This is a genomic window from Streptomyces sp. NPDC088725 (genome assembly GCF_044751305.1).
Classification (GTDB): domain Bacteria; phylum Actinomycetota; class Actinomycetes; order Streptomycetales; family Streptomycetaceae; genus Streptomyces.
Window position 1 is genome coordinate 56,854 of sequence record NZ_JBIVLO010000003.1, and the last position, 12,183, is coordinate 69,036.

The window sequence follows — 12,183 nt, forward strand, 5'->3', positions numbered from 1 at the left end:
CAACTCTTAAAAGAGGAGTTCAAGGAGTCGGGAATTCATTGACCCTGCACAAATTGCGTTGAAAAGGTCCGCATAACCCGCAGGCCTGACCTGCGGGGTTCTTTGACCTCTTCGGGCCGGGAGCACCATGACCTCTCCACCTCCGCCAGCCGCAGTCCCGCTCGAGGCCGTGGCTGGACTGACGGGCGCGACAGTGCCGCCGTCCGCCCCGCACGGTGGTGAGGGTCGCTCTCCCGGCCGGCTCGCCTGGCTGCGCTTCAAGCGCGACCGCACAGGGATCATCTCGGCGTACGTCGTCCTCTTCTTCTTCGTGGTGGCGCTCTGCGCGCCGCTCATAGCCAAGGTGTACGGGAAGAACCCGTACGACACGTACGGCCAGGACGATCCGAGCCTGTTCAACGAGTTCGGCTTCCCGATCCAGCCCAACGGCGGGATCAGCGGCGATTTCTGGTTCGGCATCGAGCCCGGTCTCGGCCGGGACGTCTTCACGTTCCTGCTCTACGGCATCCGCAACTCGCTGCTGATCGCCGCCGCGACGACCCTGCTGGTGACGCTGCTCGGGGTGGTCGTCGGCATCAGCGCCGGCTACCTCGGCGGGAAGACCGACTACCTCGCCGGCCGGATCATCGACATCCTGCTGGCCTTCCCGTCCACCCTGTTCTTCATCGCGTTCTGGCCCGTGATGCTCTCGATCCTGGTCTCTCCGGAGGAGAACACCCCGGTCTGGCTGACCGTCGTGAGTCTCATCTCGGTCATGACCGCCTTCGGCTGGGCACCCATCGCCCGGCTGCTCCGCGGCGAGGTACTCGCCCTGCGTGAGCGGGAGTTCGTGGAGTCGGCGAAGGTGACCGGTGCCTCTCCCGCCCGGATCATCTTCAAGGAGCTGCTGCCCAACCTGTGGACGCCGATCCTCATCCAGGCGACGCTCGCGCTTCCCCTGTACGTCACGACGGAGGCGGGCCTCGCGTTCCTCGGGGTGGGACTCACCTCGCCGACGCCCGACTGGGGCGTGATGATCCAGCGCGCCTCCAGCGTCTACCAGAACGACATCACGTTCATGCTCTTCCCCGGTGTCGCGATGGTCGTCTTCGTCATCGCCTTCAATCTCCTCGGCGACTCGGTCCGGGACGCTCTGGACCCCAAGACCAAGCGCTGAAACCCGCTTTCCTCCGGACCGGGCGACGGGGCCCGGCGGAGTCACCGTCCTCTCCACCGAACCAGGGCAGGAATCCATGTCGTTCTCCCGCAGAAACTTCCTCATCGCCACGTCGGTCGCGGCCGCCGGGTCCATGGCCCTGTCCGCGTGCAGCAGCGGGGGCGGTGGCGGCGACAGCAAGGGAGGGGGCGGGCACGCGGGTACCGACAAGTACACCGGCGGCTCGGTCGCCGTCGGTACCGAGGCCGACTCCACCGGACCGGCTCCCGAGGTGGCCGGTGCGAGGAAGGGCGGCACGATCCGTCCCGTCTCACCCGACGATTTCTCCCATCTCGACCCCGAGCGCATGTACTTCTCGTGGAACTACGCCATTGGCAATATGTACATCCGGTGCCTCACCGGCTACAAGATCGCGGCCGACGGCTCCATGAAGCTGGTGGGTGACCTCGCCACCGACGCCGGCACCGTGTCCAACGAGGGCAAGACCTGGACCTTCACGCTGAAGGACGGTCTCACGTGGGAGGACGGCAGCGAACTCACCGTGGAGGATGTCCGCCACGGCATCGAGCGCGGTTTCGCCAGCTTCACCACCGAGGGCGCCGCTTACACGCAGACCGCCCTGACCGGCAAGGCCGACTTCCGGTCCGTGTACAAGGGTCCGTTCAGCGGCAAGCACCTCGACTCCGTCGTGACCGACGCCGCGAAGAAGACGATCGTCTTCCACCTGAAGCTGGCCCGGCCCGACCTTAACTTCACGCTGGCGATGCAGGCTTACGGCGCCGTGCCGGTCAAGCTCGACACCAAGGAGAAGTACGACAAGGACCCGGTCTCCGCCGGTCCTTACCGGATCAAGCAGCATGCCATCGACAAGTCGCTGACGCTGGTGCGCAACCCGCACTGGGACCCGAAGACCGACGCGATACGCAACGCCTATCCGGACTCCTTCATCTTCGAGTTCGGACCGGAGAAACTCCCGCTCACGGACCGGCTGATCGCCGACTCGGGCGACGACCAGTACGCCCTCATGGCATACAACGGGGTGCCCGCCGAACGCATGCAACAGATCCTCACGGACCCCGAGCTGAAGAAGCGCACCATCAACGGCCTGCTGACCGGTCTCTACTACTACGCCATCAACATGAAGCGGGTCACCGATCTCAAGGTGCGTCAGGCGCTCAACCACGCCTGGCCGCTGGAGCAGATCCGGACGATCTACGGCGGCCCCTCGGCCGGCGACTACGCGACCACCATCCTCAGCCCGGACATCCTGGGCCGGGAGAAGTTCGACGTCTACGGCAAGCTGGCGAAGCCGCAGGGTGATCCGGAGAAGGCGAAGCAGCTGCTGAAGGAGGCCGGCAAGACCGGTCAGAAGATCGTCTACGCCTTCCCGCAGAGCGATGTCTACGACAAGACCAAGGTCGTCATCGAGAACGCCCTGAAGAAGGCCGGTTTCGACCCGGTCGTCAAGCCGCTGGACTCGACGAGCTACTACGACCAGATCCAGCAGATCGACAACCAGTTCGACGTGATGTGGTTCGGCTGGTCCCCGGACTGGCCGACCGGCTACACCCTGATCCAGCCGCTCTTCGACGGCCGCACCATCGCCAACGGCGCGAACAACATCTCCCAGTTGAACATCGACGCGATCAACAAGCAGATCGACACGAATGTCGTCATCTCGGATCCTGCCGCCGCGGGCAAGGCCTGGGCCGCGCTCGACAAGAAGATCATGACGGAGCAGGCACCGATCATTCCCGAGACGTACCAGCGCCGCTTCTACCTTCATGGGTCGAAGGTCGGCGGGGCGCTCTTCGACCCGCTGAACTCCTCGTACGTCCTCTACAAGCTGTACGCGAAGGCCTGACGCCCGCACCCGCGGCGGGGCGCCCCTACGGCGCCCCGCCGGCTCCACTCCCCCTCATCGGCGTCTGCCAGGGAATCCCATCGCATGCTCCGCTTCCTCGTCCGCCGGACCATCGGCGCGCTGGTGATCCTGCTGATCATCAGCGCCATCACCTTCGTCCTCTTCTACGTCGCACCACGCGACCCCGCGCGGGTCGCCTGCGGCAAGGTCTGCACCCCCGAGACGCTGGCTCTGGTGCGGCAGAACCTCGGCATCGCCGACCCCCTGCCCGTGCAGTACTGGCACTGGCTGGAGGCCGTCTTCGTCGGCCGCGACTACGCGTCGTTCGGACACTGCCCCGCGCCGTGCCTCGGCTACTCCTTCCACAACCGCGAGCCGGTCCTCGGCACCATCCTCGACCGCTTCCCCACCACGCTCTCGCTCTCGGTCGGCAGCGCGGTGGTGTTCGTCGTCTTCGGCGTGGGCACGGGCATGCTCGCCGCGGTCAAGCAGGGCAAGGCTCTCGACAAGGTGGCCTCCTCCGCCTCCCTGATCGGCTCCTCGCTGCAGATCTACATCGTCGGCGTGGTCGCCATGTACTACCTGACGGACCAGTGGCACATCCTCAGCCGTCCCAGGGACGTCCCGATCACGGAGGATCCGGCCGGCTGGTTCGCGGGACTGCTGCTTCCGTGGTTCGTGCTGGCGCTGATCTTCACCGCCAACTACACCAGGATGGCCCGCTCCCAGCTCGTCGAATCGCTCAGCGAGGACTACGTGCGCACCGCCCGCGCCAAGGGCCTGTCCCGCAGGACGGTCTTCTTCCGCTTCGCCTGGCGAGGCGCGATGGGTCCGATCGTCACGATCTTCGGCCTCGACCTCGGTTATCTGCTCGGCGGCGCGATCATCACCGAGAAGACCTTCAACCTGCACGGCATCGGCGCGCTCTCCATCAAGGCCGTGACGGACAACGACCTGCCCCTGCTGCTCGGCGTCGTCCTGGTGGCCGCGGCCGCCATCGTCGTCTTCAACATCGTCGTCGACGCGGTGTACGCCCTCATCGACCCGCGCGTGCGACTCGCCTAGGAGAGATTCCATGAGCACCCCTTTCCTCTCCGTACGCGATCTGCGCGTCCACTTCTCCACCGAGGACGGCGTCGTCAAGGCCGTCGACGGGCTCTCCTTCGACGTACAGAAGGGCAGGACGCTCGGCATCGTCGGCGAGTCGGGTTCCGGCAAGTCCGTCACCAATCTGGCGATCCTCGGTCTGCACGACCGTGAACACACCACGATCGAGGGCGAGATCGAGCTCGAAGGCAAGGAACTGCTCGCCGCGAGCGAGCGGGAGCTGGAGCATCTGCGCGGCAACAAGATGTCCATGATCTTCCAGGACGCGCTGGCGTCGCTCTCGCCGTACCACACGGTCGGCCGGCAGATATCGGAGGCGTACCGCAAGCACACCGGCGCCTCGAAGAAGGAGGCCCGTGCCCGCGCCGTCGAGATGCTGAGGCGGGTCGGCATCCCGCAGCCGGACATGCGGGTCGACGACTACCCGCACCAGTTCTCCGGCGGTATGCGCCAGCGCGCGATGATCGCGATGGCGCTGGTCTGCGATCCCGAGCTGCTGATCGCCGACGAGCCGACGACGGCCCTCGACGTCACCGTGCAGGCCCAGATCATGGACCTGCTCAAGGACCTCCAGCAGGAGACGGGCACGTCGATCATCTTCATCACCCACGATCTCGGCGTCATCGCCGACATCGCCGACGACGTGCTGGTGATGTACGGCGGGCGGTGCGTGGAGAGCGGCACCAAGCAGGAGGTGCTGCGGACGCCGGAGCACCCGTACACCTGGGGGCTGCTCGGCTCCATGCCCAGCCTCGACTCACCCGTCGACGTACCGCTGGTACCGATCCCAGGCACCCCGCCCAGCCTGCTCAATCCGCCGACGGGCTGCTGTTTCCACCCGCGCTGCACCTATACGGACAGTGTCCCGGGCGAGCGGTGCACCACGGTGGTACCGCCGCTGGAGCTTGAGAACGGGCGTGGCGCCGCGTGCCACCTCGACGACGGGCAGCGCGCCCGGTTCTCCGCCGACCTCGCCGGTTCACGGCCCCACTGACGTACAAGAGACGGGACTTCACCACCATGAGCGCCACTACCCCCCTCCTGGACGTAGCCGGACTCACCAAGCACTTCCCGATCCTGGGCGGGTTCCCCATCAGGCGGACCGTCGGCGCGGTCCAGGCGGTGGACGGTCTGGACTTCAGCATCGGCGAAGGCGAGAGCCTGGGTCTCGTGGGCGAATCCGGCTGCGGCAAGTCGACAACAGGGCGGCTGATCACCAGGCTGCTGGAGCCGACCGGCGGCCGGATCACCTACCGCGGGCAGGACATCACGAACGCCTCACGCAGGCAACTGGCCCCGGTGCGCCCCGAGATCCAGATGATCTTCCAGGACCCGTACGCCTCGCTCAACCCCCGGCAGACCGTCGGGAAGATCATCTCCGGTCCGATGGAGATCAACGGCATCAACCCGGCCGGCGGGCGCGAGAAGCGGGTACGTGAACTGCTGGAGACCGTGGGGCTCAACCCCGAGCACTACAATCGCTTCCCGCACGAATTCTCGGGCGGTCAGCGTCAGCGCATCGGCGTGGCAAGGGCGCTCGCCCTGGAGCCCAGACTGATCGTGGCCGACGAGCCGGTCTCCGCGCTGGACGTGTCGATCCAGGCGCAGGTGGTCAATCTGCTCCAGCGGCTCCAGCGGGACCTGGGCATCGCCTTTCTCTTCATCGCCCATGACCTGGCCGTCGTGCGCCACTTCTCCCAGCGTGTGGCGGTCATGTACCTCGGGCGGATCGTGGAGATCTCCAGCCGGGACGAGCTGTACGGCAGTCCACGCCACCCGTACACGAAGGCGCTGCTGTCGGCCGTGCCCGAGGCCATGGCCGGGGACAGCCCGGGGCGCGAGCGCATCCGGCTGACCGGGGATGTGCCCTCGCCGGTCAGGCCCCCTTCCGGCTGCCGGTTCCGTACCCGTTGCTGGAAGGCGACGGACATCTGCGCGAGCGAAACGCCGCCGCTGGTGCGCGTGGCGGGCAGTGGCGAAGGCCACCTGACCGCCTGTCACCACCCGGAGGAGGCGGGGGCCTGACCCGCCTGGACCTCCAGGCTCCCGGCTCCCGCTCGCAAGAACCGGTCCGGGTTGACCCGAGCCCTGGGATGCCGGTTCCCGGGAACGCGGCGGCGCCCGGACCTGCGGAAGGTCCGGGCGCCGCCGTTCGCGCGTACGTACAAGGAGGGATCAGGCCGCGTGGACGACGTCCTTCTCCTCGGCGAAGTGGCACGCCGACTCGTGGGCGACCGGGCCCGACGAGTCCTTGAAGCGCTCCGGGATCGCCAGCAGCGGGATCTCGGTGGCGCACTTGTCCTGCGCCTTCCAGCAGCGGGTGCGGAAGCGGCAGCCCGACGGCGGGTTGGCCGGGGACGGCACGTCACCGGTGAGGATGATCCGCTCGCGGCCTTCGCGGGCCTCCGGGTCCGGCACCGGCACGGCGGACAGCAGCGCCTGCGTGTACGGGTGGGTCGGGTGGTCGTAGATCTGCGTGTCCGTGCCGATCTCGGCCATCTTGCCCAGGTACATCACACCGACGCGGTCGGAGATGTGCCGGACGATCGACAGGTCGTGCGCGATGAAGACGTACGACAGGTTGAACTCGTCCTGCAGCCGCTCCATCAGGTTGATGACCTGCGCCTGCACCGAGACGTCCAGCGCCGAGACGGGCTCGTCGCAGATGATGATCTCGGGGTTGAGCGCGAGTCCGCGCGCGATGCCGATGCGCTGGCGCTGACCGCCGGAGAACTGGTGCGGGTAGCGGTTGATGTACTCCGGGTTCAGACCCACGACATCGAGCAGTTCCTGCACCTTGCGGCGCCGGTCGCCCTTGGGAGCCACCTCGGGGTGGATGTCGAAGGGCTCGCCGATGATGTCGCCGACCGTCATCCGCGGGTTGAGCGAGGTGTACGGGTCCTGGAACACCATCTGGATGTTCCTGCGGACCGCCTTCAGGGCGCGCCCGGACAGCTTGGTGATGTCCTGGCCCTTGAAGAAGACCTCGCCGGCCGTGGCCTGCTCCAGCGTCATCAGCAGCTTGGCGACGGTGGACTTGCCACAGCCGGACTCACCGACGATGCCCAGGGTCTCGCCCTGGTAGAGGTCGAAGGAGATGCCGTCCACGGCCTTGACCGCGCCGACGTTCTTCCGGAACAGGATGCCCTGGGTCAGCGGGAAGTGCTTGACCAGGTTGCGGACCTGGAGGATCGGTTCGCCGCGCTCGACCGGCGCCTCGATGGCCGCCTCGACCTCGGCGGTGCCGACCGCGTCCGAGGTCACGGTCCGCGCCAGATTCGGGGTGGCGTCCACCGGCTCGTTGTTGTCGCTGAGCTCAGGCATGGAGCGTCTCCTTCCAGAAGTGGCAGGCGCTGCCGCGTCCCGGCAGCTCGCCGCCGTCCCGCCCGGTCACCTGGAGCAGCGGGGGCTCCTCCGTACGGCAGATGTCCTGCGCCTTGGGGCAGCGCGGGTTGAACGCGCAACCGGCCGGGATCTTCAGCAGGTTGGGCGGCAGGCCCTTGATGGCGTACAGCTCCTGGCCCTTCTGGTCCAGGCGCGGGATCGAGTCGAGCAGACCCCGGGTGTACGGGTGGGCGGGCGCCTTGTAGATGTCGTGGACGGGGGCCGTCTCGACGATCCGTCCGGCGTACATCACCGCGATCTTGTCGGCGACGTCCGCGACGACACCGAGGTCGTGGGTGATCAGGATCAGCCCCATGTTCAGCTCGCGCTGAAGCTCCGCGAGCAGTTCCATGATCTGGGCCTGCACCGTGACGTCGAGCGCGGTGGTCGGCTCGTCGGCGATGATCAGCTCGGGTTCCAGCGCCATCGCCATGGCGATCATGATGCGCTGGCGCATACCGCCGGAGAACTGGTGCGGGTAGTCCCCGACCCGCTCCTTGGCCGCCGGGATCCTGACCCGGTCCATCAGCTCGATGGACTTGGCCCTGGCCTCCTTCTTCGACAGCCCTTCGTGGACGCGGAACATCTCACCGAGCTGCGTCCCGACGGACACGACGGGGTTCAGCGCGGAAAGGGCGTCCTGGAAGATCATGGCGATCTTCCGGCCACGGATCTTCCTGCGTTCCTCGTTGGACATCGCGAGCATGTCCTGGCCGCGGAAGCGGATCTCGCCGTGCGGGATCTTCCCGGGCGGCATGTCGAGAATGCCCATGATCGCCTGGGCGGTCACCGATTTGCCGGAGCCGGACTCGCCGAGCACGGCCAGCGTCTCGCCGGCGCCCACGGAGTAGTTGACTCCGTTGACGGCCTTGACGACGCCCTCACGGGTGTGGAATTCGACGTGCAGGTCACGGACATCGAGCAGCGGAGCGCCGCTCTCGTCTCCCGTACGGGACGCGGGGACGTCCGCGGTGTTATCGATGGTGGTCAACGTACGCCCTCCTAGCGCAACTTGGGATCGAGAGCGTCGCGCACCGAGTCGCCGAGCATGATGAACGCGAGGACCGTGACGCTGAGCATGCCCGAAGGGAAGAACAGTGCGTGCGGAGCCGTGCGGATCACATTCTTGGCCGACGAGATGTCGATGCCCCAACTGATCGTCGGGTCCTGCAGGCCGATGCCGAGATAGCTCAGCGTGGCCTCCAGGGAGATGTAGCCGCCCAGGGCGATGGTCGCGACCACGATCACCGGAGCGATCGCGTTCGGCAGGATGTGCCTCAGCATGATCCGGGGAGTGCTCGCGCCGAGCGCCTTGGCGGCGGTGACGTAGTCGGACGCCTTCGTGGTGATCACGGAGCCGCGCATGACACGCGCCATCTGGGTCCAGCCCAGGAACGTCATCGCGAAGACGACGCTCCACACGGTGCGGTCGGTGAACGCGTTGAGGATCACCAGGGCGCCGAGCATGATCGGGATGCCGAAGAAGATGTCGGTGATCCGGGAGATCAGCGCGTCGAGCCAGCCGCCGAAGTACCCGGCGAGCATGCCGACCAGGCCGCCGAACAGCGTCACCGCGGCGGTCACGCAGATACCCACGGTGATCGAGGCGCGGGCGCCGTACAGCATCCGCGAGTAGATGCTGCGGCCCTGTCCGTCGTATCCGAACCAGTCGCCCTGGAAGAGGTGACCGTAGTTCGGCGGCGTCAGATAGTGATCACGCAGATCCGCGGCCCGGGGGTCCACGGAAGTGAACAGTCCGGGGACCAGCGCGATGACGATCAGAATCAGGATGAGCAGCGCGGAGATGATGAAGACCGGCTTGCGCCGGAGTTCGCCCCAGGCGTCGGACCAGAGACTGCGGGCCTTCTCCTGCTGCTGCCCGGCGACGGGCGGCGTTCCCTGTTCTTCGGTCCCCGTCTTCTCAATGGTGGCTTCAGGCATACCGGATCCTCGGGTCCAGGACCGCGTAGAGCAGGTCGACGAGCAGGCTGGCCACGAGATAGACGAGGACGAGGACGGTGACGAAACCGACGACCGTGGCGCCTTCCTTCTGGTTGACAGCCCGGTACAGGGCGTTTCCGATGCCCTGCACGTTGAAAATGCCCTCGGTGACGATCGCGCCGCCCATCAGGGCTCCGAGGTCGGTACCGAGGAAGGTGACCACGGGGATCAGCGAGTTGCGCAGCAGGTGACGGAAGATGATCCGCCTCCTGGGCAGGCCCTTGGCCACCGCGGTGCGCATGTAATCGGCGCGGACGTTCTCCACGATCGTGGTACGCGTCAGCCTGGCCACGTAGGCCAGGGACAGCGAGCCGAGGACGAACGCGGGCAGCAGCAGCTGCGACCAGTTCATCGAGTCCTGCACGGTGGGCGTGACCCAGTGCAGGTTGTCGGCGAAGACCGTCTGGAAGATGTAGGCGAGGACGAAGACCGGGATGGAGATGACCACGAGGGTCACCACCAGAACGATCTTGTCGGCCAGCTTGTTGCGGCGGATTCCGGACACCACGCCCAGCGTGATGCCGAGAACCAGCTCGATCACGAAGGCCAGCAGGGCCAGCCTGATCGTGACCGGCACGGCCTCGCCGATGACGTCCGTCACCTCGCGGCCCGCCAGCGTGGTGCCGAAGTCGAAGTGGAGCAGGTTCCAGATGTAGTCCCCGTACTGCTTCCACAGGGGTTGATCCAGACCGAGTTGATGCTTGATGGCCGCCAGCTGAGCGGGATCCGGTGCCTTGTCCCCCCACATGGCTCGGACCGGGTCGCCCGGCAGGGCGTAGACCATCAGAAAGATGAGCAGTGTGGTCCCGATAAAGACCGGGATCATCTGGAGCAGTCGCCTCGCGACGTAGCGCCCCATCGTGCCTCCATTGGTGTCGGCGCGACGACGGCCGACGTACGCCCCTCCCTCTCGGGAGGAGCAGTACGCCGGCTGCCGTCTTCACAGGTGCCTGCTCCGCAAGCGGAGCGTGGGGTGGGCCAGCGGTGCCGACCTGATTACTTCTGCTTGACCTCGACGTCGGTGAAGACCGGGTCACCGAAGGAGTCGTACTTCACGTTCTGGACGTTGTTCGACCAGCCGGCGTTCGTCTTGTAGTACCAGAGCGGGATGGACGGCATGTCCTTCGCCAGAACCGTCTCGGCCTGCTGGTACAGCGACGTGGTCTCCTCGACCGAGGTGGCCTTGTCGGCGGCCTTCGCCAGCTTGTCGAACTCCGGGCTGGAGTACAGCGAGTCGTTCGCCGAAGCGCCGGTGCCGTAGATGTCCCGCAGGAAGTTCGCGTTCAGCGGGTAGTCCTGCACCCACGCGGAACGCATCATGCTGTCGACCTTGTGGCCGTCGATGAGGTCACGAGCGGTCTTGAAGTCCGGCTTCGGAGCGCCGGCGCAGTCCACACCGGTGGCCTGACGGATGGAGTTGCAGGTGGCGTCCACCCACTCCTTGTGACCGCCGTCGGCGTTGTACAGGATGGTGACCTTGTTGTTCGGGACGCCACCGCCGGCCTTGATCAGCTCCTTGGCCTTGGCCGGGTTGTAGGTGCACGCCTCGCCACAGGTGTCCTTCTTGTAACCGGCGACGCCCGGCGGGACCCAGCTGTCGGCGGGCAGACGCGAACCCTGCAGCACCGTCTTGGTGATGGTGTCGCGGTCGATCGCCATCGACAGGCCCTGGCGGACCTTGGCCTTGTCGGCGTCCTTCCAGCCGGGGCTGTAGGTCGCGAAGGCGACGGAGACGATGCCACCCTGCGGCTGGTCGACCGCGCGGTCACCGAGGTCGGCCTTGTAGTTGGTCAGGTCGGTCGGGTCGACCTGGTCCAGCACGTCCAGCGTGTCCGAGGTCAGTTCCTTGTAGGCGGCCTCGGCCTGCGTGTAGTTCTTGAAGACGATGCCGCCGTTCTTCGGCTTGTCGTCACCCTTGTAGTCGGGGTACGCGGCCAGCGTGACGGCCTTGTTGTGCTCCCACTTGACGAACTTGTAGGGGCCGTTGCCTATCGGGCTCTCGCCGTACTTCGCCGGGTCGGTGAAGAAGACCTTCGGCAGCGGGGAGAAGGCGGTGTAGCCGAGCTTGTACTCGAAGTACGAGACCGGGTTCGTCAGGTCGATCGTGAAGTGCGTGTCGTCCACGACCTTGAGGCCGGACATCTTGTCCGCCTTCGGGTCGCCCTTGTCGGGGTGGACGTCCGAGTAGCCGACGATGTCGGAGAACCAGTTGCTGTTGACCTGGTTGTTCTTGACGTCCGCCGACCAGTTCCACGAGTCGACGAAGGACGCGGCGGTCACCGGGGTGCCATCGTGGAAGGTCCAGCCGGACTTGATCGTGACGTCGTAGTGCTGAGCGTCCTTGGTCTCGATCTTCTCGGCCATCGCGTTGCGCAGCTTGCCGTCGGCCGGGTCGTAGTTCACCAGACCCCGGAAGAGGTTCTTGACGATGCGACCGCCGCCGACCTCCATGGCGTTGGCGGGCTGGAGCGGGTGCTGCGGCTCGGTGCTCTGGTAGCTGTAGACGCCCTTGGCGTTCACCGCGGCCTTGTCGCCCTTGCCGTCACCCGAATCGCTGCTGCCACAGGCCGTAGCTGCCAGGGCGACGACTGCCGCTCCCGCCACCCACTTAGCGCTCTTGGCACCACGCATGGGTTCCTCCTCATGAGTCCACTGATCACCTGAAAAAGGC

At 66.5% G+C, this 12,183-nt stretch carries 10 protein-coding genes; 5 read left to right on the forward strand and 5 right to left on the reverse strand.

Annotated elements, in window-relative coordinates:
• The first annotated feature begins 127 nt into the window (after window positions 1-127).
• The 5 genes from ACIP6N_RS07265 to ACIP6N_RS07285 all read left to right on the forward strand — a co-directional run bounded on the left by ACIP6N_RS07265 (window position 128) and on the right by ACIP6N_RS07285 (window position 6,152).
• Window positions 128-1,156 (forward strand): ABC transporter permease, encoded by a 1,029-nt coding sequence (locus ACIP6N_RS07265; RefSeq protein WP_401813610.1) that lies wholly within the window; start codon window positions 128-130, stop codon window positions 1,154-1,156.
• Between the two features lie 76 nt (window positions 1,157-1,232).
• Window positions 1,233-3,020, forward strand: a complete 1,788-nt coding sequence (locus ACIP6N_RS07270; RefSeq protein WP_401813611.1) for an ABC transporter substrate-binding protein — start codon at window positions 1,233-1,235, stop codon at window positions 3,018-3,020.
• A gap of 84 nt (window positions 3,021-3,104) precedes the next feature.
• Window positions 3,105-4,085 carry an ABC transporter permease gene (locus ACIP6N_RS07275; RefSeq protein ID WP_401813613.1) on the forward strand — a complete coding sequence of 327 codons (981 nt, stop codon included), beginning with the start codon at window positions 3,105-3,107 and terminating at the stop codon, window positions 4,083-4,085.
• A 10-nt stretch (window positions 4,086-4,095) separates the two neighbouring features.
• Window positions 4,096-5,121: an ABC transporter ATP-binding protein gene (locus ACIP6N_RS07280; protein WP_401813614.1), complete on the forward strand. Its 1,026-nt coding sequence runs from the start codon at window positions 4,096-4,098 to the stop codon at window positions 5,119-5,121.
• 26 nt (window positions 5,122-5,147) lie between these two features.
• Entirely contained in the window at window positions 5,148-6,152 is a 1,005-nt protein-coding gene (locus tag ACIP6N_RS07285; protein WP_401813616.1) for an ABC transporter ATP-binding protein, read from the forward strand.
• A 150-nt stretch (window positions 6,153-6,302) separates the two neighbouring features.
• Here ACIP6N_RS07285 and ACIP6N_RS07290 read toward each other — a convergent pair whose 3' ends face one another.
• The 5 genes from ACIP6N_RS07290 to ACIP6N_RS07310 all read right to left on the reverse strand — a co-directional run bounded on the left by ACIP6N_RS07290 (window position 6,303) and on the right by ACIP6N_RS07310 (window position 12,143).
• The gene (locus ACIP6N_RS07290) at window positions 6,303-7,451 is read right to left on the reverse strand and encodes an ABC transporter ATP-binding protein (RefSeq protein ID WP_401813618.1); all 1,149 of its coding nucleotides are present in this window, start codon (window positions 7,449-7,451) and stop codon (window positions 6,303-6,305) included.
• Window positions 7,444-8,502 carry an ABC transporter ATP-binding protein gene (locus tag ACIP6N_RS07295; protein ID WP_401813620.1) on the reverse strand — a complete coding sequence of 353 codons (1,059 nt, stop codon included), beginning with the start codon at window positions 8,500-8,502 and terminating at the stop codon, window positions 7,444-7,446. Before ACIP6N_RS07295 ends, ACIP6N_RS07290 begins: the two co-directional genes overlap by 8 nt.
• A gap of 11 nt (window positions 8,503-8,513) precedes the next feature.
• Window positions 8,514-9,452 (reverse strand): ABC transporter permease, encoded by a 939-nt coding sequence (locus ACIP6N_RS07300; RefSeq protein ID WP_401813622.1) that lies wholly within the window; start codon window positions 9,450-9,452, stop codon window positions 8,514-8,516.
• Window positions 9,445-10,371, reverse strand: a complete 927-nt coding sequence (locus ACIP6N_RS07305) for an ABC transporter permease (RefSeq protein ID WP_401813623.1) — start codon at window positions 10,369-10,371, stop codon at window positions 9,445-9,447. Before ACIP6N_RS07305 ends, ACIP6N_RS07300 begins: the two co-directional genes overlap by 8 nt.
• A 137-nt stretch (window positions 10,372-10,508) precedes the next feature.
• Window positions 10,509-12,143 (reverse strand): ABC transporter substrate-binding protein, encoded by a 1,635-nt coding sequence (locus tag ACIP6N_RS07310; RefSeq protein WP_401813625.1) that lies wholly within the window; start codon window positions 12,141-12,143, stop codon window positions 10,509-10,511.
• Window positions 12,144-12,183: the final 40 nt, after the last annotated feature.